General features: G+C 45.9%; 23 protein-coding genes. 11 read left to right on the top strand and 12 right to left on the bottom strand.

Annotated features, from left to right (window positions below; translation table 11 throughout):
• Positions 1-122: 122 nt before the first annotated feature.
• The 4 genes from QUB33_RS11795 to QUB33_RS11780 all read right to left on the bottom strand — a co-directional run bounded on the left by QUB33_RS11795 (position 123) and on the right by QUB33_RS11780 (position 4,327).
• Positions 123-851 (bottom strand): DUF3891 family protein, encoded by a 729-nt coding sequence (locus QUB33_RS11795; protein ID WP_333350552.1) that lies wholly within the window; start codon positions 849-851, stop codon positions 123-125.
• A gap of 146 nt (positions 852-997) precedes the next feature.
• Entirely contained in the window at positions 998-2,599 is a 1,602-nt protein-coding gene (locus tag QUB33_RS11790; protein WP_333350550.1) for a metallophosphoesterase, read from the bottom strand.
• A 118-nt stretch (positions 2,600-2,717) separates the two neighbouring features.
• Complete coding sequence (locus tag QUB33_RS11785) at positions 2,718-2,864, bottom strand: hypothetical protein (RefSeq protein WP_333162925.1); 147 nt, start codon at positions 2,862-2,864, stop codon at positions 2,718-2,720.
• 407 nt (positions 2,865-3,271) lie between these two features.
• Positions 3,272-4,327, bottom strand: coding sequence for an alpha/beta fold hydrolase (locus QUB33_RS11780; protein WP_333350548.1), 1,056 nt, complete (start codon positions 4,325-4,327; stop codon positions 3,272-3,274).
• A 382-nt stretch (positions 4,328-4,709) separates the two neighbouring features.
• On the opposite strand from QUB33_RS11780, the gene QUB33_RS11775 reads away from it, so the two are divergent.
• On the top strand, positions 4,710-5,903 hold the full coding sequence (locus tag QUB33_RS11775; RefSeq protein WP_333350546.1) for a DNA cytosine methyltransferase: 1,194 nt from the start codon (positions 4,710-4,712) through the stop codon (positions 5,901-5,903).
• Here QUB33_RS11775 and QUB33_RS11770 read toward each other — a convergent pair.
• The 5 genes from QUB33_RS11770 to QUB33_RS11750 form a co-directional block, all read right to left on the bottom strand.
• A complete protein-coding gene (locus tag QUB33_RS11770; RefSeq protein ID WP_333350544.1) occupies positions 5,866-6,597 on the bottom strand; it encodes a restriction endonuclease in 732 nt (243 codons plus the stop codon). The genes QUB33_RS11775 and QUB33_RS11770 overlap by 38 nt on opposite strands.
• Positions 6,594-6,998 (bottom strand): helix-turn-helix domain-containing protein, encoded by a 405-nt coding sequence (locus QUB33_RS29660; RefSeq protein ID WP_445299521.1) that lies wholly within the window; start codon positions 6,996-6,998, stop codon positions 6,594-6,596. Before QUB33_RS29660 ends, QUB33_RS11770 begins: the two co-directional genes overlap by 4 nt.
• A gap of 155 nt (positions 6,999-7,153) precedes the next feature.
• Entirely contained in the window at positions 7,154-7,384 is a 231-nt protein-coding gene (locus QUB33_RS11760; RefSeq protein WP_333350542.1) for a type II toxin-antitoxin system HicB family antitoxin, read from the bottom strand.
• Positions 7,385-7,461: 77 nt separating this feature from the next.
• Entirely contained in the window at positions 7,462-8,259 is a 798-nt protein-coding gene (locus tag QUB33_RS11755; RefSeq protein ID WP_333350540.1) for a PIN domain-containing protein, read from the bottom strand.
• A gap of 19 nt (positions 8,260-8,278) precedes the next feature.
• On the bottom strand, positions 8,279-8,725 hold the full coding sequence (locus QUB33_RS11750; RefSeq protein WP_333350538.1) for a helix-turn-helix domain-containing protein: 447 nt from the start codon (positions 8,723-8,725) through the stop codon (positions 8,279-8,281).
• A 367-nt stretch (positions 8,726-9,092) separates the two neighbouring features.
• Between QUB33_RS11750 and purB the strand changes: the two genes are divergently transcribed.
• Together purB and QUB33_RS11740 are read left to right on the top strand one after the other, a co-directional pair.
• Entirely contained in the window at positions 9,093-10,388 is a 1,296-nt protein-coding gene (gene purB / locus QUB33_RS11745; RefSeq protein ID WP_333350618.1) for an adenylosuccinate lyase, read from the top strand.
• Between the two features lie 183 nt (positions 10,389-10,571).
• Positions 10,572-11,222: a pyroglutamyl-peptidase I family protein gene (locus QUB33_RS11740; protein ID WP_333350536.1), complete on the top strand. Its 651-nt coding sequence runs from the start codon at positions 10,572-10,574 to the stop codon at positions 11,220-11,222.
• Between the two features lie 75 nt (positions 11,223-11,297).
• Here QUB33_RS11740 and QUB33_RS11735 read toward each other — a convergent pair whose 3' ends face one another.
• A complete protein-coding gene (locus QUB33_RS11735; protein ID WP_333350534.1) occupies positions 11,298-11,534 on the bottom strand; it encodes a hypothetical protein in 237 nt (78 codons plus the stop codon).
• 94 nt (positions 11,535-11,628) lie between these two features.
• Between QUB33_RS11735 and QUB33_RS11730 the strand changes: the two genes are divergently transcribed.
• Positions 11,629-12,354, top strand: a complete 726-nt coding sequence (locus tag QUB33_RS11730; RefSeq protein ID WP_333350532.1) for a M15 family metallopeptidase — start codon at positions 11,629-11,631, stop codon at positions 12,352-12,354.
• Positions 12,355-12,428: 74 nt separating this feature from the next.
• On the opposite strand, the gene QUB33_RS11725 is transcribed toward QUB33_RS11730, so the two are convergent.
• On the bottom strand, positions 12,429-13,271 hold the full coding sequence (locus QUB33_RS11725) for an SH3 domain-containing protein (RefSeq protein ID WP_333350530.1): 843 nt from the start codon (positions 13,269-13,271) through the stop codon (positions 12,429-12,431).
• 248 nt (positions 13,272-13,519) lie between these two features.
• On the opposite strand from QUB33_RS11725, the gene QUB33_RS11720 reads away from it, so the two are divergent.
• From QUB33_RS11720 to QUB33_RS11700, 5 genes are all read left to right on the top strand, one after another.
• Positions 13,520-14,887 (top strand): NACHT domain-containing protein, encoded by a 1,368-nt coding sequence (locus QUB33_RS11720; protein WP_333350528.1) that lies wholly within the window; start codon positions 13,520-13,522, stop codon positions 14,885-14,887.
• Between the two features lie 151 nt (positions 14,888-15,038).
• Positions 15,039-16,022, top strand: coding sequence for an alpha-ketoacid dehydrogenase subunit beta (locus QUB33_RS11715; protein ID WP_333350526.1), 984 nt, complete (start codon positions 15,039-15,041; stop codon positions 16,020-16,022).
• A 185-nt stretch (positions 16,023-16,207) separates the two neighbouring features.
• Entirely contained in the window at positions 16,208-17,605 is a 1,398-nt protein-coding gene (secD, locus tag QUB33_RS11710; protein WP_333350524.1) for a protein translocase subunit SecD, read from the top strand.
• Positions 17,606-17,742: 137 nt separating this feature from the next.
• On the top strand, positions 17,743-18,711 hold the full coding sequence (gene secF / locus QUB33_RS11705) for a protein translocase subunit SecF (protein ID WP_333350522.1): 969 nt from the start codon (positions 17,743-17,745) through the stop codon (positions 18,709-18,711).
• A gap of 74 nt (positions 18,712-18,785) precedes the next feature.
• Positions 18,786-19,172 (top strand): hypothetical protein, encoded by a 387-nt coding sequence (locus QUB33_RS11700; protein WP_333350520.1) that lies wholly within the window; start codon positions 18,786-18,788, stop codon positions 19,170-19,172.
• 120 nt (positions 19,173-19,292) lie between these two features.
• Here the strand turns inward: QUB33_RS11700 and QUB33_RS11695 are convergent, their stop codons facing one another.
• Entirely contained in the window at positions 19,293-20,777 is a 1,485-nt protein-coding gene (locus tag QUB33_RS11695) for an ATP-binding protein (RefSeq protein ID WP_333350517.1), read from the bottom strand.
• A 1,431-nt stretch (positions 20,778-22,208) separates the two neighbouring features.
• On the opposite strand from QUB33_RS11695, the gene QUB33_RS11690 reads away from it, so the two are divergent.
• Together QUB33_RS11690 and QUB33_RS11685 are read left to right on the top strand one after the other, a co-directional pair.
• Positions 22,209-22,607: a DUF4342 domain-containing protein gene (locus tag QUB33_RS11690; protein WP_190735383.1), complete on the top strand. Its 399-nt coding sequence runs from the start codon at positions 22,209-22,211 to the stop codon at positions 22,605-22,607.
• Positions 22,608-23,592: 985 nt separating this feature from the next.
• Entirely contained in the window at positions 23,593-24,435 is an 843-nt protein-coding gene (locus QUB33_RS11685) for a hypothetical protein (protein WP_333350514.1), read from the top strand.
• The last annotated feature ends 274 nt before the right edge of the window (positions 24,436-24,709 follow it).

Here is a 24,709-nt window from a genome sequence, read left to right as displayed (position 1 = left end):
TCCGGTAAATCGCCAACAATCAAATTGGTTTGTAGCGAGAACTTCAGTTCTCATCAAACTCGATCAAACTGAAGTTCTCGCTACAAACCTAGAACGGTGCAGTATTTGTGGTAGAGGTTTAATTAAGACTTGACAAAAGTCCACTCTAAGACTTCGCGGGGAGCTTTGTGCAGCGCTTCCTTAATTTCCTTGTTGCTGTCGAACTTGACTTTATCCAAAAGGCACGCTTCGACGTTCACAGTAAACTTATCTTCTTCAAAAGGCCAAGGAGTTACAGTCACGAGTTCGTTGCTGTGCTGTACAATATCGTAGCGCTTGCCGTCCGGGCCCACACTAATTTCTAAAGCTCGTTCTCCGGCGGGTAACTCGCGGCTGCAAAGAATTAATGATAGCCGATCGCACCACTGGAAAAAAGCATAAGCTGCCTTAGCATCTTCCTCGGAAACTTCCAACTCTTTGCGCCATTTTTTTTGATTTTCCAGTTGCTCGTCCAAAAACTCGTCGAGTTCCTTCGACTCTCCCCGCTTTCCTTCATTGAGAAAGCTCATGTGCATAGAAATCAGCATTGCTACCCACCTACCACGATATAGGGCATTCTGCGCCATGGCTTTAATTTTCGGCAGAGAAGTTTCCGTCTGCAACGTAAAATCAAAGGGCGCGCCCGCTTCAGTCAAAATATTTTCTTCCCACTCCTTTTCCAAATCATCGTGATGCGAAATCGCGGCTATGGTTTCGTAGAGGCGAAGCGGAGATTTCGAGCGCTTCCACTGTCCGCCAAGTTGGGCCGCGAGCAAGGCGTGGGCGCGGTGGTAAATAATTTCCCAGCCGGTGGCGGTTAAGTTAGCAATCATTGAATTTTTCTCCTGAATTAAGTTAATACGAGTATTGTGTGCGAGCATTCGGCTCTCGATCGCCCCGGCGCCTTAAAAAGGGGGGAACCGGAATCGGTCAAAGTCCAAATTTTTAAGGGCGATCGAGACTTACAGAAAAACGAAAGTTAAATCACAAAAGGTTCGATCGAGATATCCTGCCATTTCCCCTCAAATCGTTCGACAACCAAAGGTCGGATGCGGAACTTCGGGGGACACCCGTCGAGAACATCAATCCGCAAACACGAATAAGGACGGCGTTTGTAGGAACCTTGACCGCTGCGGCCGACAAATAGCAAAGATTCCGCTACCCGCCGGCTGGCTGTTTCGGAACCAGACTGCCGCGCCAACCGATAAGCTTCAGGACTCAATGCTTCCTGCAACATCGGCCCTTCCGGGCGCTGGCGGCGGAGACTGTGGCCGCTTCCCCCGCAGACAATCCAATTAATCCCAGAGTCGCCGTGTCCGGTATTCCCAGTCCGCAGGTATTCCAAACAGTGAGCGTGGCCAGTCAGCACCAAATCTACTAGCGGACGCCCCCGCGCCGCGTCCCCAACTGCATCGGCCACCCCGTCAAGCACCTCGCGCAATCGCAACCGAACCGCCAAAGTTTGAGCTTGATTCCACTTTGTCGCCTCGGTCACGTAGGGGGGATGGTGCAGGTAAATTACCCGCCCCCGCACCTCGGAATCGCGCCAAGAGTTAATCAGCCTTTTTTTGAGCCATTCGAGCTGTTCAACGTCCGTGGAGGCTGTTTTGTCGGGCGACAGTTGCTTGTCAATATCCATCAGCATTTCGTCAACTTGCTCTAATTTGGCGGTCAAGTCGTCTAGCTGTTCGTCTTCCTCGGGAATCTCCGGCTTGAGCCGATCGCACATTTCGAGCATTGCCAATTTTTCTTGTTCCAATTTCTGACGATCGAGTTCCAAATTCTGGCGGCGAATGTCGCCCTGTTTGGTTTTCGGGATCGGTAACGGTTCGTTGAATGTGTTGGAGTCGAGGGCGAAGAAGTCTATGCCGCCGCTGCGGAAGGTGTAGTAGCGGTTGGGTAAGCGGGTAAAGCGTCCGGGTTGGTAGCGGAGGCAGCGGCCTGTGCTGGTGCTGGCGGTGTAGTGGGCGTCTAGGTGGCGATCGATCTCTCCCGGCATTTTGTGAGCTTGCAGGTAGTCCAGAAAGGCTTTGGCGTAGGCATTTCCGCGATCGGAACCGTGCCAGCCGACATCGAGATCCAACTTGGAACCCAACAGCCGGCGCAACGGCAAAGCTGTCGCCGACAGAAGGCCGTAGACTATCGGCAAGTCGTAATAGTCGTGGTTTCCCGGTACGGGCAAAAACGGAAAATTAAACACCATGCGATCGTAGGCAATCCGGGAGGGATGCTCGCCGCCGACTATAAATTCTCGGTAGGGGCGAATAAAGTTTTGCAAGTAATATTCGCTGGAACCTACGAGATAAACTACATCGCCCGTGTGGAGGACGAAACGGCAAGTTTCGCGCTCCGAAACCATCAGTTCGGCAATCTGCCGCTGGGGATTGTAGCCGCGGTGGTTGCCCGTGCCGCTGTCGCCTACGACTAAAAACGAAAACTCTGGAGAGTCGGTGGTTGGAGATTCCAAAACCATCCGAGTTTGGTCGATTCCCCGATCGACGATCGATTTTTCTTGCCACCGCACCCGCTCGTTCATTTTGCGGATTTTGACTTTTATTTGCGGGTCGGAAACGAATTTCAATTCACCTCTTCTCCAAAATTGCTGAGTTCCTAGTTAATCATAGTGTAGCGATCGGGCGAGTTTTTACCTCTCTCTAAAAGCTGAAAATCGAGGCGCGGGTGGTCAGAAACCTGGTTTTTTAGGAGAATACAGCGTTAAAACCGACAGCAACGGCCAAAAACCCGGTTTCTTTGGTTTTGATGCGATCGCCCCGTCTCTCAACTAAAATAAGATTTTGTACGAGGCGGTGCTGTTTGTTGTTGCCGAGGACGAGGGCATCAATCAAGGACGTGGGAAGATAACACTAACAATGCTAGCCAACTACAGCGAACTCTAAATACGAGAGAGTAATTATCGCTCTTTGCGGTTTGATTAGATTAAGACTTGGAGCTTTAGTTTTACCTAGTTAATAGCTGACACTATTCTCAAAAAAACGAATAAGTTAATCGATATTTATTCACCAGTTATTAACTATAATTGCTTCTAATCCTTATGCTGTCGTCAAATATAGGTTAAGTCAACTGGCTTTGCAAATTATGCACAATTGTGTCCCAGTGAGCCATTCAGCTTGTGCCCAGATGTCTAGTGTTTTTGCGAAATAGTTTCAAGGTTCTGGACTAGATAGATTAAACCCCCTAATCCTTTCCTCCCGGCAACTATTGCCGAGGAGTGTTCAGGTTTTATTTGATAATCTTAATCAAGACTCAAGGCATCGAACCACTGTAAAATCCGATTCCATGCCCACCACCGATCGCTATCAGCAAATTGATGCTGACAACGTTTACTACTGATATGCCCCACATGACCGCCGTAGGCTGTCACCACTAATTCTAAGGCAGGATTGTTCGCGCTAATGGCTTGCAACTCAGAGACAAGCACCGGGTCAAACATCGGATCGTCGGCTGCATAAAGGATGTAAGTGGGTTTATTGAGGTGAGGCAAAATGTGTAGAGCGCTGCTAGCGTCATAGTATTCTTCCACAGAGGAGAAACCTAACGGGCCAATTACCAGTTCGTGGTCAAAGCCCCAAATGCTGTTGGCGCGTTCAATGGCGGCAGGATCGATCGCCCCCGGATGCGATGCGGCGATGTTTTTTGCTAGTTTTTTTAACTGTCGCGCGATCGCTTTTTCTAAAAATTTCCCCCACTCATCTTTAACTAGATAAGACAGAGAACGGTTCGAGTCCAAGCTGGGGCAAATCACCGCCGCGCCTGCTAGTTCTGACTCTTCGAGCCCTAAGTCCGGTCCCCAATCTGCGATCGTCTGAGCTGATTTTACGGCCCACAAGGCTAATTGTCCGCCCAGGGAATAACCCGTGAACCAAAAAGGGGCGGGACATCCCATTTCTTTAGCAGCGGCAGCAATCCGAACGAAATCTTCGCCTTCGTATAGGCCATCAGAAGTCAGGGTGGGAGAGAGTTGGGCAGTTTTGCCGTGAGCTCGCCAGTCAAATAATACCACTGCACAGCCTTGGGCATAAGCTTTACGGCCTAGTAGCTTCAGATACCATTGATTATCCAGATCGCCAGTAATGCCGTAAGTCCCGACAATGGTATATCGAGGATTTTCGGGGATGGCAACCCAGCCAAAAATCGGGACTCCACAGGCGCCAGTAAAGATGTGTTCTCGGTAAGGGGGTTCTGGGTAAGGGATCGTTTTTTCCCAACCGCGACTAGCCCTTAATGCGGTGTACAACGTCATTAATAGGCCGTTGTTCAGCAGCCAAGGTGGAGTATAGGCAATGGTCATAAGCGAATGTCGGAAATGTCTGTCTCGTTGGTGGGATTTTTTTACTTGACAGGTTGGCTATTCTAGCGAATAACCCTGAAAACCGCAATACTTTTTGAGTAAATGCACTCAAGGGCGAAGTCAAGCCAAAATATTAATGGCTATTCATTTGGAACCATTTATTGGCGAATAGAGAAGAATGCCAGCTAACGAGGTTTAGCATATTGTAGCGGATCGCCCAAACTACAAAAACCTGGTTGCTTTCAGAAACAGGGTTTCTGAGTCTTTCATCCCCGCGCAGATGTACAATAGGACGATCGCACTCTCCGACTCCAAGCGTGATCGAACCCTACACCTGCCCCAAGTGGGCAACATCAGATAGAACGCAGTAAACAAATATAAAATGGAAGCAATACAACTGTCTTTATTCTTAAAAGAGGAAGAACCAATTCCTGCCAAAAAGCAGAAGAAAGCAAAATTAGGGCGTTACGAACGCATCCAACGCGAACTAGAAGCAAATGACTGCGACCCCTACAAGATATTCATTGATGTTGAATCTCAGTCACTGCCAAAATCAGACTATACATTTTTCGATCTTTTTTGCGGTGCTGGCGGCATGACCCAAGGTTTATTCCAAGCAGGTTTTCGACCAGTAGCAAGTGTTGAAATTAATTCCATCGCCTCGGCAACTCATACAAAAAACTTTCCTGATTGCCATCACTTGTGCGACGATATAAAAAACTTAAATCCCCAAAATTTGCTCGCTGAAATTGGTTCGCCAGAAGTTCATGTTGTTGTAGGCGGGCCGCCGTGTCAAGGCTTCTCAGTTGCAGGAAAACGCGACCCCAACGACCCTCGAAATCGCTTATTTAGAGAGTTTGTCCGCGTTGTCTCTGAAATACGTCCTTGGTATGTTGTCATGGAAAACGTACCCGGAATATTGACTATACAAAAAGGAGCTGTTAAGCAAGCCATTTGCGAGGCTTTTGAGGAAATTGGCTATCCCCATATGTCCGTTGCTGTTCTTGAATCAGCGGCCTATGGAGTCGCGCAAATCCGCCCGCGAGCTATTTTTATTGCCAATAGATTCGGGATGCAAAATCCCTATCCGAAGCCGCAATTGTTGCCCGAACAATACAAACCGATTGAGTCAGCAATTGATGATTTACCAGAGCATACTCCCATACCCGAAATTAACCACGAATGGACTCGTCATTCTGTTGAGTACATGGAAAGACTTGCTAAAGTGCCACCAGGCGGTTCTTTGTATGAAAGCTACGCCGATGCTTTCAAGCGACAGTATCCGGGAAAACCGAGTATGACTGTTAAAGAAAATCACGGCGGCACTCATATTCATCCTTATCTCAATCGCGTGATTTCAGCTCGCGAAATGGCTAGATTGCAAAGTTTCCCGGATTCATTTATTTTTGAAGGCTCAATGAAAAAGGCAATGTGGCAAATTGGAAATGCCGTGCCGCCGCGTTTAGCAGAGTGTATCGGTTTTGCACTTATTCCATACTTGACTGATATTGCGCTTAACAAGCCTAGTTTAGTTACTGTTAAACATCCCGAACAGATTCAGCTAGTTTTTGATTGAGAGCATTTCGCCAAGTTTCAAAATCATACCAGCCGCATCCTGTGCAGCCTTCCTCAGCTTCAGCGCCGCGCTGATGTATGGAAGGCCAGTCTTCGCCTCTTTCATACCAAAACTTGATTCCGAAAGGTGTGCCTCTTTTCCCTGTTTTGATGCAGCGTTCGCAACTTCGAGATTTTAGAAGATTGTGATTGCCTGAAGCATCTTTTTTGAGCAACTGAAACTTTGCCTTGATTTCAGATGCGCTCATAGATGCCAGGTGTGGTGGCTCATTATCCCCCCAACGCTCCATTGGGAATCTATGGTCAATTACTAACTCATGAGCTGCTCGTGTTCTCTGTTCGATTACATCTGTATAAAAGTAAACTTCGAGAATTATTTTTACCAGAGAAGCGGGTATGTTAGCAGCAGAATTTGCTGATTTAATTTCTCCTGTCCATAAATCGCCCAAGCGTGTTGCCTGACAAGTTTGACAGTATCTCTTTTCTGTTAGAATAACAAGACCGGGGCGCTTCCTTGTTCCGCGCTGCAATCCCTGAATTCCGCCACCGCCAGCATATTGAGCTGAGGCTATCTGTTTGCCTTCGCACTCCCGACAGTGCCATTTTTGGTCCGAGAGGAGATTAAAGACTCTGAATTGAGTTGAATCTTGTTTTAATTGAGCTTTAATTGTTCCTGCTAAATCTTGATTGCTCACTCTATATTTTCCGCTTCTATTTCTAGATTTTCGAGAAGATTGGAAACTGTTGTGCCCAAGCCGCTAGCTAGACTTGCAATTGCAGTGAGGGACGGATTTCTGACTCCGCGTTCGACTCCAGATATATAGGTGCGGTCTAAATTAGCCCGCATTCCAAGCTCCTCTTGCGAAATTCCCAACGCTGTCCTGCGTTGCTTTACCAGATGACCTAAAGCACGCAGAATCTTCTGTTTCGATCGACTCATCTCCCAATTTTCAGTCTCTGCGGACGATCGGTCTACGGACGATGTGTCACATATCTGAAAAGTTCGATCGCCCCAAATTCCCCATCCCGACTGAAGACGAAGGCCTCGCAGAGCTACAATAGTAAAGTAGGGTGCGTTATCAGCGGAGTACGGCATCTTGAAAAATACTGCGATCACTCCTCCCTTACTTCACCGACAAAGGAGGCGATCGCACTTATTTTACCAGTCATCCAACTAACTCAAGGGACGCGATCGCTTAGTAAAAATGAAATAGTATAGGTTTGGATTGATAATTCTTGGTATTAACAACTTTACGCAATCTGCCATCGTTTCCCCAAGGTCTGAGGTTCTGGTAGAGGTTGCCCATCTTCTTGATAGAGTTCAATCAATGTTTCTAACAATTCTTGTCCGTGTTTTGCCGCGTCCTCGTAAGTGTGTCCGTGAGTGCAAGGCTGCATGACATCGGTAAACTCAGGCCAACTGACAACAAAAAGTCGATCTTCTTCTGACCACTGGATGATGAGGCTGTAACGACTATTCATCTTGTAGCTCCTTTAGCTCCTGCAAATCGGTTATTTTAATCAGCTTGTTGCTCCTCAACCCTATTTATTGTTAATTCTCACTCCAAGCTTTGAGCAAATATTTGGAATGATTTGATATCCTCTGATGAGATATTCCCCTCAATTTCCTCATTCTGAAATCGCAGAATTTCACCTCTACCATCTTTCGCAGTAATTGTAAGTGTTTCTTCTTGCTGCCAAATACGATACCGATCTCCCTCAAGAAATTTACCGCCTTCGGGTATTTGTCTGCCGTAGTTCCTTAAGACTGTTTCCGCAGTTTGCACAATATCTAGACTATATTCATATAACAAAATATTACTAGCAAATTTGGGCATACCTGCTTTTTTTTCCAAAAATTCAAGTAATTCAGCAACAGTCTTCGGAGGTTTTTTGTACCTTTCCGACTGTTGCCGTAATAATCTCACTATTAAGTCCGGGTATTCGTCAAATAGCTCGCTCATAAACTCATCAGGTGACAGCGATTTGATGTTCCAAGGAGCTAAATCCTTTTCTTTGAAATCCGCGAGATTGCTGGTAACAATGACATCAGCCTTGGCTGTTACAGCAGCAGCAAGAACATGACGGTCTTTAGGGTCATTTTTCATGATTTGCTCTAAGCCGACAGGTACTTCCATTATTGCTTCGGGAAAGGCTGCATTGATTTCCGCTTCAAGATTGATTGCTTTTTCCTGGCATAATATCCCTTGGCGGACAAGGTTGCTCATTGCTTCATCAAGGATTTTCTGCGACCAATACGGTAAATACAGACCAGCCTCGGCGGTGGAAAGCAGAGTATCGCGCAGATACATAGGAAACAGGACACAAGCATCGAGGACAACACTAAGCTTAGACATATTAATGTTGGAATTATTTCTATGCCTCGTACAAACCAGCTTCTTCGGTCATCTCGATTAGCCGATCCAAGTGTTTGCGACGTTTGTTGTCTCGATGTTCTTTATATAAAGTTAAATCCTCCAAACGAATACGTCTATGCTTTCCTACTTTGATACAAGGAATTTCTCCCTGGTCTAGTAACTTGACCAGAAATGGTCGGGATACATTCAGAATATCAGCAGCTTCTTGTGTTGTCAGTTCGTGATTGTGAGGTACTAGAGAGATAGCTTGACCTGATGCCATTACACGCACGACCTGACGCAAAATGCTGTAGACTGATTCAGGAATTACTATCTCTTCTCCTTTACTTCCGACTAATTTTAGTTGTGCAAATTCGTGGCTGAGAATCCGATCTAATTTTGCTATTTCTTCTTGTTTTTGTTCGGGAATCAAAACTGACTCAAGCGATGCTTTTTGGTTCAACATAATTAATCTCTTTTTTGATGTGATTGTTTTTGAAGCACAGAGTCAATAGGGTGGTATAAGTTGGTCTAATCAGCGGTTTAAACCGCTGATTAGGCCAGACCCCGTTTTATTGGTCAGCAGACAGAATCTGCGATCGGGCACAACCCGTGCAGCTATTACTGGGAGGGGTATGTAAGTATTTGGCCGATATATACTTGGTTGTTTCCTTCACGATAACACTTACCCTGCCATAAACGCAATATCCGAAACAAACGAAATATTCAAACTCAGAAGAGGGATAGTTCGATCGCCCCAAATTCCCCATCCCGACTGAAGACGGATGCCTCGCAGAGGTACAATAGGACGATCGCATTCCCCAACTCCCACCGTGATAGAGCGCTACACTTTGCCCGAAATGGGCAACATCTGGACTGAAACCGCCAAACTGAAAAGCTGGCTGCAAGTAGAAATCGCTGTCTGCGAAGCTCAAGCCGAACTCGGCTACATCCCCGCCGCCGCAGTCGAAGAAATCAAAGCAAAGGCTAATTTTGACCCCAAACGAGTCCTCGAAATTGAAGCCGAAGTCCGCCACGACATGATCGCCTTCTTGACAAATGTCAACGAATATGTAGGCGATGCCGGCCGCTACATTCACCTCGGCTTAACCAGTTCCGACGTGCTCGATACCGCTTTGGCGCTGCAATTAGTCGCTAGCGTCAATATCTTGTTAGAACGTGTCGAAGAATTGAGTCAAGCTATTCGCTATCAGGCTCAACAACATCGCAATACCGTCATGGTTGGCCGATCGCACGGAATTCACGCCGAACCCATCACCTTTGGCTTTAAACTAGCAGGATGGCTGGCAGAAGTCTTTCGCAGCCGCGCCCGATTGGTGAATTTGCGATCGTCCATTGCAGTCGGCAAAATCTCCGGCGCAGTCGGAACCTATGCTAATATTGACCCGCGAATTGAAGCGATCGCCTGTCAAAACCTCGGACTCGAACCCGATACCGCATCGACTCAAGTCATTTCGCGCGATCGACACGCCGAATACGTCCAAACCTTAGCACTCTTAGCAGCATCGATCGAGCGTTTTGCAGTAGAAATCCGCAACCTGCAACGCACCGACGTTCTCGAAGTCGAAGAATACTTTGCCAAAGGGCAAAAAGGCTCATCCGCCATGCCCCACAAACGCAACCCGATTCGATCCGAAAGACTCACAGGGATGGCAAGAATTGTCCGCGCCAACGCCGTCGCAGCCTTAGAAAACGTTGCACTTTGGCACGAACGAGACATCTCTCACAGTTCCGTAGAACGGATGATTTTGCCTGACAGTTCTACAGTAACTCACTTCATGTTAGTAGAAACCACAGACTTAGTAAAACACCTGCTAGTCTATCCCGAAAACATGAAGCAAAACATGAACCTTTACGGCGGAGTCATCTTCAGCCAGCGCGTGATGTTAGCCTTAGTAGAAAAAGGCACGAGTCGCGAAGACGCATACAAAATTGTGCAATCTTGTGCTCACGAAGCTTGGAACAAACCGGGCGGCAATTTCTACAATTTAATTGCTAAGGACGATCGAGTAACAGCTAAGATGACGACCAAAGAAATTGATGATTGTTTCGATCCGCAGTATCAATTGAGGCACTTAGATTTAGTGTATCAGCGGTTGGGAATTTAAAAATTTTTTGAATTTCCGACTTTGGATCTGGATAGTGTAGGTTGGGTTGAGGAACGAAACCCAACTCTTCTAACTAAAATAAGGTGTTGGGCTCTAGCGTTGCGTAGGGTTCGCTTACACTCAACCCAACCTACCCAACTCAATAAGACTAAAATAAAGCGATCAGTGATATGGTGCTTTGGGATGAGAGTTTTAATAACTGGCTTTGAGCCAAATGATGATGGTTTGAATGCCTCAGAGTTGGTTGTGGTGTCGTTACGCGACAATCCTACTCAGGAGATCGGTCAGTACGTTGATTGCATTGACTTCAAGATTCTGCCTGGTAATACCAACACCCTCGGACACGTAGTTGATGAAACTCTCAAAGCATTTTCACCGGATATTTGTATTGGGATCGGTCAGGCGCGGGGTTACAACAAAATAGCTATTGAGCGAATGGCAAAGAATTTAAGATATTTTGTGACTTTGGATGCAGCAGGAAACGCACCCAAGGGAAAACCGATTGTCCCCAATGCTCCTATTGCCTATTGGGATTGTCTAGCAGATCCCCAAGATTTGGTTTCCCTGTTACAAAGCCACAACATTCCAACTAGGATTTCAAATGATTGTGGAACTCATCTATGCAATCAAGTTTTTTATCACTTTCTTCATTGGAAGGAGATTCATAATTCTGATATGAAGGTTGGTTTTATTCACATTCCAGCATTGCCGGAGCAAGTCATTAAATACTGGTCAGAGTCACCATTTATGCCAATAGAAATGACCCGTAAAGCTCTGTCCCTAATTATTAGTAGGCAAATTCAGTCTGTTGATCCAAGTCTATACGTGGGTTAATAAAGCCCATGCACGCCGACCCCCGAAAGTTTTTTTGTCTAGTAGCAATTTCAATAGCCGAACCCGGACTTGGTATTACCAATCCTCATGCGGTAAGGACATAAATTGCATCTTTGCCAAGACAGGATCTAGTTTAGAAGACTCTTCAGAATAGACTTGATTCAGTTTGCTCAAAATTCGAGATCGGTTGTGTCGCCGCAGATACGCCTGCAATGCTTTTGTATAAAGCTCACTGCGCGATAACCCTAACAGACTAGCCAAAGCCTCGGCTTCTTCAAAAACTAAATCTGGAAGTGAAATTGCAGTTTTCATAGCTCTCCTTGCTGTCACGGTGACATCATAATATTGGTTATAGCATAGAACAACGACCTCAATCTACTTTTTAACACTCACAATCAGAACAGCTATGAAATTTAATCGTTTTGGAAAATACCCGATCGCATTTATGCTAGTGTTGCTATGTGCGATCGGTCTGCACCATATAACATTTGTCCGCGCCCAGGAGCCGCCACAAGTGCAAATTACCCAACCAGAACCAAACCCAGTATTACCTGAAAGTATTTTCATGAGTCAACTTCCGCGTTCGGCGCGACTGGTTGACATCCGCACCGTAAATCCCAACATTCGCCTCGATATCCGATACGCCACTACTAACAATTTCTTGAAACGAAAGCTTTACCCTATATCGAAATGCGCTTTGAGAAGTTCTGTTGCTCAACAGTTAGGGCTAGTTCAAACAGATTTGGAAAAAATCGGATTGGGTTTGAAAGTTTACGATTGCTACAGGCCTTTCTCTGTGACTAAGCAAATGTGGCAAGCTTGGCCAGATCCGCGCTATGTTGCTAATCCTGCTAGGGGTTCGCGACACAATCGCGGTGCTGCTATTGATTTGACTTTAGTCGATCGCACGGGCAAAGAATTAGAAATGCCTACACCTTACGATGATTTTACCGAAAAAGCTCATGGAGATTATCAAGGCGGCAGCGCAGAATCTCGGAAAAATCGTCAAGTGCTTAAGGATGCGATGAAAAAACACGGATTTATCGCTATAACAACTGAATGGTGGCACTTTGATTCGGAAGATTGGCAGAAGTTTGCGATTCTGGATATATCGCTTTCCGAGATTCCTTAATTATACTATTTATTAAAAGTCGCAGATCCGGGTATGGACACGGCACGACGCTGTGCATACAGATATCAGGGAAATTATCGCAATTCAACAGAAAATTCGTATTCGTATCCCCGGAAATTTGAGTCTAATTGTAAAGTGTAATTGCCTGTTACTGGCACTTTTCCACTCCACTCTGCTTCATTGCCTTGATAAGAATCTCCGGCTAAAAGTTTGCCACGAGGAGTTATAATTTGGGGAAAAACATCTTTCCGATTCCTAACAGTCATTGTTTGACCTTTTCGGGCGCGAATCCGGTAAGAGTGGCTGCCGCCGCCGATAATTCGACCTTTAACAATGGCTTCATCTCCTCCCGGCACAAAATTAATCTGCTGGTTGACGTTAGAACAACTGCTTTCGGTGCGTTTTTTCGCAACCCAACCGGAAACTGGATCGGTAATTCGCAGCCAACCGTTTTGTTCTTCGGCGACTGAAACAAAGGTATTATTTTTGAGTTTTCCTACTATGTTGCTGCCCCTTACTTGCGGGATCGATCGCACATTTAGCGGTGGATTCGGATCGCTGACTACAGCTTGGCTGATTTTGCAACCCGAATTTGGCGGTGTGACAACTACTGGCTCAACTTTTCGTGGAGGGACTCCTGCAACTAGCGAGGATTGATGTGCTGGGGTTTTTGCCGGTTGGGGTTGGGATGGGGGAGATTCCGTGGCCTGGGTTTGTGCTTGCAGAGGTTTTAGTTGCCGAGATTCAGGGTTGTTCGTCGGCCCTGCAATCTGGTTTCTGGTGGATGCCGGGGATTCTGCAAGGGGAAGATCGGATTGTTTCATCGCACCCGACTGTATAGTTGCAACAGCCACTCCCACCGCTGTTGCCAGTCCTGCTAAGCTTACTGTGATGATTTGACCCTTAGTAAATGACATAAAAAAGCCTCTCTGTATCTATACTAATAATTTTTGTTTGGGAGTTGGGGCGATCGCCAGTTAATTTATAGTGGAAATACCTAGTGCGGGCCACAGGGTCAGGATTTTTATATAAAATTTCCGATCCATAAGTGCCGCAATAATTTGAGTCAATAATATATACTGGACGCCTATACAGATGGTAATCTTGCTCTGGGTTATTTGCGCGCAAATTTGCGAAGGTAAGCGTTCAGCGCGAGGTACATAAAATGTCAAAATTGATTTTTCTGAGATTACAAGCGCCCCGCGATCGATTGTTGGAGGAGGTGAAGCAGGAAGTCCAAGCAGGGCGATCGCAGTCTTTACACGCTGCTGTGGTGGCCAACCTCAGCCAAGACTCGCCGCCTCTTGGTGTTAACCGCTGTTGGGATGTGGAAGTGAAAGCGGGCAACCGTCCAAGTTTTCGGCTTCCTCCCAAAGCAAGCGTTGCTAAAGTGTTCGATCGCGCCGGCGGCAAATTGGTAATTTTGGGAGCCACGGGTGCAGGCAAAACTACGACGCTGTTAGAATTAGCTCGGGTGTTAATTTCCCGCGCCCAAAAAGATGCTAGTTTTCCAGTACCAGTGCTGTTTGAACTCGGATCGTGGAAAGCAGAATCCGGGGCGATCGCAGATTGGTTAATTGCTCAACTTCAGTTCAAATACGGCATCTCTCCTGCTGTCGGCCAAAAATGGCTTGCCGAACAAAAATTGCTGCCTCTCCTCGACGGCTTGGACGAAGTAGAAACCCACCGCCAAAATATCTGTATTCAAGCAATCAATCAGTTTGTTGAAAGCGAATTTAAACCCAAACATTTAGTAGCTTGCAGCAGTTTTGAAGCTTACAAAAACTGCGAAACGAGATTTCGCCTGCAAGCCGCAGTTTTATTGAAACCTTTAACAGAAACTCAAATTAAAAATTATCTGCAAGAAGCAAGAAGCCGCGAACTTTGGTACAGCATTGAGCGCGAGCCGGAGTTGTTAAAAATAGCAAAAGTTCCCTTGCTTTTGAGCATGATGGCTCTGGCTTACGACGATATTTTAATCGAAGCTTGGAAGCGGCTAACTTCTGCCGAAGAACAGCGCAAATATCTGTTAACAGCCTATATTCGCCACCAAATGACCGGACAAGTCAAGCAGTATCCCAGAGGTAAAGAACTGCGGCCGGAACAAATTCGCCACTGGCTGGGATGGTTAGCGAGAAGGATGGGACAGCAAGGAATTCAAGAATTTTACCTCGATCGCATACCGTCTAGCTGGCTGCAAACAGCCGATGAACGGCGCAAGTATCAGTTTGGAGTTAAGCTGGTTTGCGGGCTGATTTGGGTGATTTTGGGATTAATTGCCACCCTAATCTCCGGATCGATTTGGGGAATAGTTGCGGGTGCTGTTGCTGCGGTAATTAGTGCTTTTTTGCCGGGAATTCCGGGGATTGAAAGTTTTATATTGCGCCTGGTTCTGTGGTCGAACGGCTACATTCCTTGGGATTACAGGCGTTTTCTCGATGCTGCGACCGATCGCCTGTTGCTGCAAAAAACGGGCGATCGGCGTTATCGATTTATTCACGATTTATTGCAAAAACATTTTTCCGAGATATAAATGGACGAGGTTGACAAAATTAAATAATTATGATAAAGGTCTGGCCAATTCTGCCTGGTTGAATTGCCGAATTTGCGATCGCATCCTCATCCACACCCCCAAAAGGTTAAGATTCTAATCTGACCCTCCTGCAATCATTGCTTCACCTCCTATGGCAGAAACCTTATTGTTCAACGCCCTCCGCGAGGCGTTAGACGAAGAAATGGCCCGCGACTCCGCCGTATTCGTACTCGGCGAAGACGTAGGTCAATACGGCGGTTCTTATAAAGTCACCAAAGACCTCTACAACAAATACGGCGAACTTAGAGTGCTCGACACCCCGATCGCCGAAAATAGCTTTACAGGCCTAGCAGTAGGCGCAGCAATGACGGGACTGCGGCCGGTCATCGAAGGCATGAACATGGGCTTTTTGCTGCTGGCCTTCAACCAAATTTCCAACAATGCCGGAATGCTGCGCTACACATCGGGCGGCAACTTCAAAATGCCAATGGTAATTCGCGGGCCAGGCGGCGTGGGCCGGCAACTCGGCGCAGAACACTCCCAGCGGTTAGAAGCATATTTCCAAGCAGTACCGGGTTTGAAAATAGTCGCCTGTTCGACTCCCTACAACGCCAAAGGACTCTTAAAATCAGCTATCCGCGACGATAACCCCGTTCTGTTTTTCGAGCACGTCCTTCTTTACAACCTCAAAGAAAATTTGCCAGAAACAGAATATTTAGTGCCGCTGGACAAAGCAGAAATTGTGCGATCGGGCAAAGATGTCACCATCCTGACTTATTCCAGGATGCGGCACCATGTCTTGCAAGCCGTGCCCGCCCTGCTAAAAGAAGGTTACGATCCAGAAGTAATCGACCTGATTTCTCTCAAACCCCTGGACATGGAGACGATCGGCGAATCCATTCGCAAAACTCACAAAGTAATTATTGTAGAGGAGTGCATGAAAACAGGAGGCATCGGTGCCGAACTAATTGCTTCGATTAGCGATCGATTTTTTGACGAACTCGACGCACCGGTTTTGCGCCTATCTTCACAAGATATTCCCACACCTTACAACGGTAATTTAGAAAGACTGACAATTGTTCAGCCCACTCAAATTGTCGAAGCCGTCCAAAAAATGGTAGCATTGCGAGTATAAATAGTCATCAGTCATTAGCCATTAGTCATTAGTTATCACTCTTTGGTTGTTCGCTAAAACTAACGATATCTGCCAGCAGGACATTGATGCTAAAACACGGATGCACAGATTGATTATTTCTTCCACCTAACTACTGACCAATGACTAATGGCTAATGATTAATGACTAATGACTAATAATTAAGTATGCAAAAACAACGTTCAATATTAGCCCTAATTTTTGTTTTAATCATCGCCGCCATTACTGTAATAGTAACTATTCCAACGCGGCTGGGATTAGACTTGCAAGGAGGGTCGCAACTCACAATTCAAGTAAAAACTACCCCCACAATTCCCAAAATTGACCAGGGAATGTTAGAAGCAGTGCGGCGGATTGTCGAAAACCGCGTCAACGGTTTGGGAGTTTCCGAAGCCTTAGTGCAAACAGTAGGAGAAGACCAAATTCTCGTCCAGTTGCCCGGAGTAAATGACCCGCAGCAAGCAGAACGAGTTTTGGGCGGCACCGCCAAGCTAGAATTTCTGGAACAACTGCCTGGAACAGAAGCACAATTAGCCATTGAAAGGCAGTTTCAGCAGGAATTACTCGCCAAACAAGCAGAATTGAAAAATAGCCCGAATGAGGCAGAAATTAAAGCAAATCAGGCTGCTTTGAAAAGAAGCAATGAGGCGATCGCCAAACTATTCAAAAGCAGCGGCCTCGGCGGCGAAAACCTCAAAGACGCTCAACCTCAACCCTTGGCGGCTGGGAATAACTGGAACGTTGCTCTTGTTTTCGATACCAAAGGAGGCGAACTCTTTGCCCAACTTACTAAAAATTTAGCAGGCACCGGGCGCAGTATCGGTATTTTCCTAGACGAAACAATGATCAGTTCTCCAGTGGTCGGCGTTGAATTTGCCCAAACAGGAATTACTGGTGGGAGTGCCGTAATTCAAGGCAACTTTACAACGCAAGAAGCCAACGATTTGGCAGTGCAATTGCGCGGTGGTGCTTTGCCGGTGCCGGTCGAAATTGTCGAAAACCGTACTGTCGGCGCTAGCTTGGGTAAAGACAGCATTCAAAGCAGTATTAACGCAGGTATAGGCGGCCTAGTTTTAGTCTTGATTTTCATGGTGGCCTACTATCGACTCCCCGGCGTAATTGCCAATATTGCGCTGTTAATTTATGCTCTGTTAACTTGGGCAGCTTTCGTACTTTTGGGAGTGACATTAACGCTGCCGGGAATTGCTGGTTTTGTCCTCAGCATCGGGATGGCAGTCGATGCTAACGTGCTGATTTTTGAGCGCACGCGGGAAGAGTTGCGGGCGGGGAAATCGCTTTATCGATCGGTCGAATCGGGTTTTTACCGAGCTTTTTCCAGCATTTTAGACGGTAACGTCACAACAGTTATTGCTTGTGCTGCTTTGTTCTGGTTGGGCGCTGGTTTAGTTAAAGGGTTTGCTGTAACTCTGGGATTGGGCGTAGTAGTGAGTATGTTTTCTGCTATTACTTGCAGCCGCACTCTACTTTTGGTAGTGTTGGGCTTTCCGGCGCTGCGAAAACCTCAGTGGTTCTGCCCCGATTTGTCTAAAACTGCTAATAGTTAACAGTTAACAGTTGACTGTTGACTGTTGACTGTTGACTGTTGACTGTTGGTAATTTTTTAACTAACTTCTTCCTCCCTTCTTCCATCCGTTACATCGCGTATATTGCTGGTTGGCAAACTTCCTTCTTCCTTCAAATTATGAAATTCAGTATTATCAAACAGCGATCGCTCTGGTGGAGTATTTCCGCCGCTATAATCCTCGCAGGTATAGTGTCGATGGCGATTTCTTGGACTCGTCCCGACATCCGCGCACCGCTGCGCCCCAGTTTGGACTTTATCGGCGGCACTCGGCTGCAATTTGAACTCGACTGCACGAAACCGGAAAATTGTAAACCCATCGATATTGCTGCTGTCCGCGAAGTCCTGGACGCCCAAGGTTTAGGTGGCAGCAGCATTCAAGTTATCGGTCAAGAACAGCGAGGTTTGTCGCTGCGAACGAAAACTTTGGATGTCGAACAGCGGACTAATTTGCAAACAGCTTTGAGCGAAAAGATAGGCGCTTTTTCTCCTCAATCTACTCAAATTGATACGGTTGGGCCTACCCTCGGTAAACAATTATTTAGTTCGGGATTGTTGGCTTTATTCCTTTCCTTTGCCGCAATTACGGTTTATCTAACTTTCCGGTTTCAGTTGGATTATGCCTTTTTTGCTTTCGTTGCTCTCTTCCACGACGTGTTGGTGACTCTTGGTGTTTTCTCGTTTTTGGGTTTAGTTCAAGGAGTGGAAGTTGACAGTTTATTTGTGGTGGCGCTCTTGACAATTATCGGTTTTTCTGTTAACGATACAGTGGTAATTTACGATCGCGTGCGAGAAATAATCAAGCTAAATCCGGGACAGTCGATCGATCAAATTGTCGATGATGCTGTTATGCAGACCATGGGAAGGTCAATTAACACGACTTTTGCTACTCTCCTGACACTGTTTTCCATCTTTTTGTTTGGCGGCGAAACGCTCAAATACTTTGCTTTAGCATTGATTGTCGGCTTTATCGCGGGTGCGTATTCGAGTATTTTCATTGCCAGTACGTTGCTAGCTTGGTGGCGCAGTCGCACCGGCCACTCTATCCCCGTCCCTGTAGAAGCCATTAACCCGTCAGAGGAAGTTTAGTTGACTGTTAACTGTTGACTGTTGACTGTTGACTGTTGACTGTTGACTGACTAATAACTAATGACTAATAACTAATGACTAATGAAAGCGACGCAAATTTTCAAATTGAAGTCCAAAGGCTTCACAAACTAACAGTTTACGGCCGCTGGTTAACTGTGATATTGCTGTGGATTAGCGTCGGTTCTTTGAGCATTTGGGGTTTGCGCCGCGAAATCGCTTTGTGGTTAGAACACTTCACTTGGGCGGCAGTGCGCTACGGTTTATTTTTTCATCGCTGGCCAACTCTCGGTTTGGGTTTGTGCTTGGGAATGACTTTAGCAGTGCTAACTTGGCAAAGTCGCAATATGGTGCGAGGATTGCCCCTGCAGGAAAAACAGGGTTTAGAAAAACAAGTTCGCCGCATTCGCCAACAGGGGCCGAGTCATCCTTTGTGGAAGTGGGTTTGCAAAGGTTCGCGGTAGCCGACGGGCTTTATTATTTAATCTCTTAAAGAGGGAGGAAAGTTTGAATTTTAAGCGATTTCAACGGCCGATTCTCTAACTTTTATTGCTTCTTCCTTCTTCCTTCTTCCTTCTGTTGTATCACGCAAAGCGAGGCAAAATATGTGCTACGGAAGACTGTTGTAGCGGAATTTCGATCGCAAATTCTGCTCCTTTTCCCGGTTCCGAAAAGCACTTCAATGCGCCGCCGTGTTGGTTGACAACAATTTCATAGCTAATCGACAGTCCCAAACCCGTTCCTTGGCCGACTGGCTTAGTAGTAAAGAAAGGGTCAAACAACCGCTTCCGAACCTCTTCTGTCATCCCCGGGCCGTTGTCAGAAATTTTAATTATTACCTTTTTTTTCTCAATTAACTCGGTGCGAATCCGAATCGTAGGAACCAGGCGCTCAGAGTTAGAAAGTGATGATTGGGTCGTTGTACAAGACTGCTTTTGGTTGCCTATGTGCGACTTTTTAGAGGTTTTTTTATCGACATTTTCGTATTTATTAGACTCAACCAGAGCGTAAATTGCATTAAGTAAAATATTCATAAATACCTGATTGAGCTGTCCGGGATAGCACTGCACCAGCGGCAAGTCGCTGTATTCTTTGTGAATTTCTATCGCCTCCTGCCCCGGTTTCCCTTTAAGCTGGCTTTGCAAAAGCATAATCGTGCTGTTGATACCTTCGTGAATGTTGACCTGCTTCATTTGAGCTTCGTCTAACCTGCAAAAATTCCGCAGCGACAAAACTATATCGCGCACTCTTTCTGCACCTTGCTGCATAGAATTTAAGACTTTCGGCAAGTCTTCTAGCAAATAATCGAATTCAATTTTTTCTGCTTCCGCTTCAATTGCTGCGATGGGTTCGGGACAGTGCTGTCGGTAGATGTCGAGCATCCGCATTAAACCTTGCGTGTACTCTTTAGCGTGGTGCAAATTGCTATAAATAAAGCCGATCGGATTGTTAATTTCGTGAGCAACTCCGGCTACTAACTGCCCCAAAGAAGACATTTTTTCTGTTTGAATTAGTTGAGTTTGAGTGCGCTGAAGTTCCAGCAGGGCAAGTTCGAGCTGTTGGGCTTGATGTCTCAATTGCGCTTGCGATTCTCGCATCGCCACGGTTGATAACTCGTGAATTTGCAACTGAGAAAGCAGCAGTTGGTGTACGTCTAAAAGTTTGTAAGTATCCGGTTCTACTTGTACTACAATTGGTTCGTGGATGAGTTCGGGCGATCGCTCCAAAGACTGTCGCACTGCCGTCATAATAGAGGTTTCGCGATCGAGAACCAACATATCAGTTTTAGTAAAGCGGTAGAGTATGAACAAAGGCTGTTGAGAAAATAACTCCAAGCTGTAGGGGCGGCTCATGTGTTCAAAATAACGCCGCCGCGAAATCATCCCTATAAACTTTCCTCGCTGAGTGATGATGATGCCCGGAACTAAAGGGTTTGCTTGAAAAATTTTAGCAACTTCGTTCCCCAGACACTCAGATTCTAGGAGAAAGTCATACAGGGTTAATTCCTGTAGAGTCGATCGCAAACCAAGCGGCGATTTTAGGGGACTCAACCCGTCAGTTTCATACACTGCTCCCTCCTTTGGTAATTGGCAGTTGCGGTTAGCTGCTGGAGTCTTGCCTACTATTTAGACGGCGTTTTTAACTCTTTTTATAGCTTAGTTATCACCTTCCCTCTGCTCCCGGGAATCCAGTTAATTCAGCAGGATTTTTTTTGCCTGGAATCATGCTGGTGTTCCCCGAAACGATATTGCAGGTTAGATTGATTTAACAGCCTATACCACTTTGAAACCTGACTATGTATTGAATTTTATATATCCAAGATTTTACTAATCCGAATATAACAGTCATAACTATTTTTAATGTTTGATGACATTAATTTGGTTCAGATGGATAGACATCTGCGACCTGTGGCAGTACATTTCGTATTACCCCTTGCGTAAAATTATATTACAATAAGACAACAATAGCGACAAATCGGCAGCCGATCGCCCGATTTTAAAATTCAGGCAAAACAGGTTTCTGGAAATTGCCAATGAATCTCAATTGTCAGTTTTTTTGCACAAATGCCGATCGCACTCAACCCGAGGATTGTCATGTAGGTAGTCTTCCAACCAGGGACAGCCGATAGCGAGCAATTTGTCAAGTTCGGCAGCTTATACTTTAGCTGCATCGAAACTCCAAAGCTTCACCGACGAAATTTTTCCCGGCAGATGCTAAAGTTGTGCGATCGCAACTAAAACTCACATTCCACACATCCGCTTAATGTGCCTTAAAAGTTTCCACAAAAGTACGGTCGGGCCACGAACTTGAGATTCAAACTCTGTCGCTGGCAACTCCGACACGGAGAATCAAGAGGAAGCAGAAAGAAATAATTCTATTTTACCCGACTTTTCCCCAACTTCAACTTCAATTTGAGGAAGTTGGTTTGGTTACGATAATATTTCGATCATTATTATTTCTCCTCCCCCTTGATTTTAGGCAATTCTCATTAGAAACTCTAAGATGTTGATTTGAGGAACCTCGGGGGGTGGGGTTTGGTTGGGCGATCGCACTGAGCTAAATTGAAATGACATATGAGGAAAGTAAACGACGGTTTCCATGTGCGGTTTCCCGAACGAGAGGTGGTAACTCTATAACACGGCGGGACGATCGTACTTTCAGTACAATGTCAGTATTTAAACCTGTACACCTGTTGAGTCTGAGTCTGTGAGAGTGTGAAAGTCCCTTTAATCCTTGGGCTGTCTGGATCGGAGGTTTTTGAAGAGTGGGGCGGTGCGAGGCGCAGAAGCAGACTGTTAACCAAGCGGCACTAGGGAAGCCGGCAGCTAGGACCTACCGAGGAAGGATTTTAGGCGATCGCCGTTAAATATCGAGAGAAAAAAGCACAATAGCACCAACAGCAATATCACCCAAAAGAATGATTGATCGACAAAAAGTTGCGTGTTATATTTCTAAATAATTCTATACAAAAATACTTTTACCTAAAAGGAGAACAAAAAATGGACACCCCTACAGAGCGCCTACAAGAACCGGTCGGGACAAGAGAACTCGAATCAATACCTGTATCTGACAAAGTTTCTTCCCAAAAAGTTAGTGAGGTTAATTTTGAAACGACTCCTTTAGAAACCCCAGCTTATACTCAGCAAAAAGTTAGCGTCGAGGAGGTGAAAATTAACGGCGACGATTTGGTTGCTAAAGTTAAAGAACTGATTCACGAAGGAAATATCCGCCGCATCATCATCAAAAATGAAGAGGGACGGATCTTGGTAGAAGTTCCTCTGACGGTCGGAGTAGTCGGTGGAGTCATCGGTGCGGCCTTATTTCCAGTCATTGCAGCAGTAGGAGCGATAGGTGCATTAGTCGCTCACATGACTATCATCATTGAAAGAACCGAGTAAAAAAACTCAGTTGTTAGTAATAGCTGATGTCCGGTTAATTTCCCGCAATCAACCTTGTTGGTAGTGAGTAAGACCCTCCTATCTTTATGGATGAGAGAAAAATCACCTTTATTACTACTAAATTAATTGTGGTTATCTAACCGGACTTAAACAAACTTCAAGCACAAACTGGCTTGATAAATAGATGGCTAGTAACTGTTACTACTTCCTTCTCTTTTTTCCCGATTTCTATGATCTATTGCCTTCCCACTCTGGCAGTAAAGTTGCCACTTGTAGCGCTGCAATGAATTATCTAAGATGAGGTTAAATCCTTGGCCGCTCGTGGTTTGATGACACTGATTCATTACCTCCAAGTGGTGTTGATTTATTTCAGTGAATGACCAAGGCGCTGCGCTTAAAAAATGGTGTATATTTGTGGAAAGTTACTCGCACGGCGTGTGCCACCATCGGCGAGAGGTGGTTTGGCTCACTTTCTCCCAATAATTCGCCTAAATAGTTCCTAAACTCCCGTTTTTGGGCTTGATGACGCAAGATATCGTCAAATCTTGGGCACCATTTATAAAAGCAGGGGGGCATTGCGACGGGGATTATCTCCTTCATTGCTCATCTTTTAAGTTTATATACTTGCTCTGCAAGCATATAAACTCATTTAGCCTGTATTTTTTGTTTAAGTCCCGCTAATCCTATTCCTTTGGAGGACTCAGACAATCACTCGGAGGGTAGAGCCTGGTTAATGCGTTGGTTAGTTAGATTCGATACAGATTAAGGAAAAGCCAACAGTTCTCTAAACTCCCTAAGCCTTAAGCTGTTAAGCATTTAAACTGGGTATGACCAAAACGCCAAAGGTTTACAAATGAATCTTGAGTGAATCTTGACAGTGAATCGAAGTAAGTGATTTAAATGCTGAACAGCTTAGCCCAAGTTTTCAAACCAGAGCATCTCCTACAGACAAATATTTTTTGAATAGTTGTGGCGAAGATTAATTATGAAACCTAACGAAGAAAATAGCTCTAGCCGTGAAATTCATCAAGAAGTTCACACAGATGCAACTAACGGTCACGTCAGTACAACCCGAACTACTACAAGTGTTCCGAGTACAACGGCGAAGGCTTCTAAAGAAGCAGCTCATCACCAAGGTTATGTACAGGGTGAAATGGCCGAAAACCACCGCCAACTTGGAGTCCAAGAAGTCCGCGATAATGAGAATGCGGGCCGCGGGTTACTGTTAGGGATTCTTCTTACTTCTTTGGCAGGCTTAGTTTTGGGCGGTGTATATTACTTCAATCGGGGTGAGGAGGCTCCTACTCCTACTGCTGCTCCTGTGATTGTTGTACCGAAAGCGAATCAACCTTCAGCAACACCTTCTCCGACTCGGACTATAGAGAGAGAAAAAACGATAATTCAAAAAATTGTTCCGGTTCCGGTTCAACCATCTCCAGTTCAAAAACCTACGCCTGCTCCTCAACCAAGTCCAGCTCAAAAGGCAACTCCGGATACTCAACCAAGTCCGGCTCCCAATATCAATATTACAATTCCAAATTCACAGCAGCAAGATGCACCCGCTCAGCAAGCAGCGCCGTCTCCATCTTCGCCGTCAAATAATACCAATACTACGGTTCCGACTCCGCAGGATGAGCCAGCTTCCACTGCCCCAACTCCAGCACCTGAGAGTTCAGCTACTCCATCTCCCACTCAAGATGAGGGCGCTCCAGGATCGGGTACCAGCGGCCCAACTAATACCGAAAGCCAGAGCGATTCTAATCCTACGGGTACGGCTGTACCTGATAGCAACTCCGGCGCAGAGGGTGCGACTGGTTCACCGCAATAGAAGTTGGATGTCAAATTAGTCCGCCAGGGGTTCAAACCCCAGACTCATAGCTAAAGTCCTTGAAAGAGGACTTTTTTTTATGGTTTCAACTGAGATCTTGCACCATTCTCAATAAGCCTGCTATGGGCGGGATCTCCTGCCCACCCCACAAGAAAACTCATTCTTCGTGGAACAGGCCCGAAAGCCTGTTAAGCGAGAATGGTGCAACATCTCAGACTAACCGGACATTGTGGCTGAACTCAAGAAACCTGGTTTCTGCAATGGAAAACGTTTT

This window comes from Microcoleus sp. B3-A4, assembly GCF_036705385.1.
In the GTDB taxonomy this organism is placed as follows: domain Bacteria; phylum Cyanobacteriota; class Cyanobacteriia; order Cyanobacteriales; family Microcoleaceae; genus Microcoleus.
The sequence above is the reverse complement of the archived record's forward strand: the minus strand, read 5'-3'. Positions and strand labels throughout refer to the sequence as shown.

Excerpts from the sequence above, each read along its gene's own strand:
- QUB33_RS11740 (WP_333350536.1), top strand. The coding sequence starts at position 10,572 with ATGAGAGTTTTAATAACTGGCTTTGAGCCAAATGATGATGGTTTGAAT.
- QUB33_RS11760 (WP_333350542.1), bottom strand. The coding sequence starts at position 7,384 with ATGAATAGTCGTTACAGCCTCATCATCCAGTGGTCAGAAGAAGATCGA.
- secD (WP_333350524.1), top strand. The coding sequence starts at position 16,208 with ATGCAAAAACAACGTTCAATATTAGCCCTAATTTTTGTTTTAATCATC.
- QUB33_RS11755 (WP_333350540.1), bottom strand. The coding sequence starts at position 8,259 with ATGTCTAAGCTTAGTGTTGTCCTCGATGCTTGTGTCCTGTTTCCTATG.
- secF (WP_333350522.1), top strand. The coding sequence starts at position 17,743 with ATGAAATTCAGTATTATCAAACAGCGATCGCTCTGGTGGAGTATTTCC.
- QUB33_RS11750 (WP_333350538.1), bottom strand. The coding sequence starts at position 8,725 with ATGTTGAACCAAAAAGCATCGCTTGAGTCAGTTTTGATTCCCGAACAA.
- QUB33_RS11715 (WP_333350526.1), top strand. The coding sequence starts at position 15,039 with ATGGCAGAAACCTTATTGTTCAACGCCCTCCGCGAGGCGTTAGACGAA.
- QUB33_RS11735 (WP_333350534.1), bottom strand. The coding sequence starts at position 11,534 with ATGAAAACTGCAATTTCACTTCCAGATTTAGTTTTTGAAGAAGCCGAG.
- QUB33_RS11720 (WP_333350528.1), top strand. The coding sequence starts at position 13,520 with ATGTCAAAATTGATTTTTCTGAGATTACAAGCGCCCCGCGATCGATTG.
- QUB33_RS11775 (WP_333350546.1), top strand. The coding sequence starts at position 4,710 with ATGGAAGCAATACAACTGTCTTTATTCTTAAAAGAGGAAGAACCAATT.
- QUB33_RS11685 (WP_333350514.1), top strand. The coding sequence starts at position 23,593 with ATGAAACCTAACGAAGAAAATAGCTCTAGCCGTGAAATTCATCAAGAA.
- QUB33_RS11780 (WP_333350548.1), bottom strand. The coding sequence starts at position 4,327 with ATGACCATTGCCTATACTCCACCTTGGCTGCTGAACAACGGCCTATTA.
- QUB33_RS11725 (WP_333350530.1), bottom strand. The coding sequence starts at position 13,271 with ATGTCATTTACTAAGGGTCAAATCATCACAGTAAGCTTAGCAGGACTG.
- QUB33_RS11690 (WP_190735383.1), top strand. The coding sequence starts at position 22,209 with ATGGACACCCCTACAGAGCGCCTACAAGAACCGGTCGGGACAAGAGAA.
- QUB33_RS11795 (WP_333350552.1), bottom strand. The coding sequence starts at position 851 with ATGATTGCTAACTTAACCGCCACCGGCTGGGAAATTATTTACCACCGC.
- QUB33_RS11700 (WP_333350520.1), top strand. The coding sequence starts at position 18,786 with ATGACTAATGAAAGCGACGCAAATTTTCAAATTGAAGTCCAAAGGCTT.
- QUB33_RS29660 (WP_445299521.1), bottom strand. The coding sequence starts at position 6,998 with ATGCCGTACTCCGCTGATAACGCACCCTACTTTACTATTGTAGCTCTG.
- QUB33_RS11730 (WP_333350532.1), top strand. The coding sequence starts at position 11,629 with ATGAAATTTAATCGTTTTGGAAAATACCCGATCGCATTTATGCTAGTG.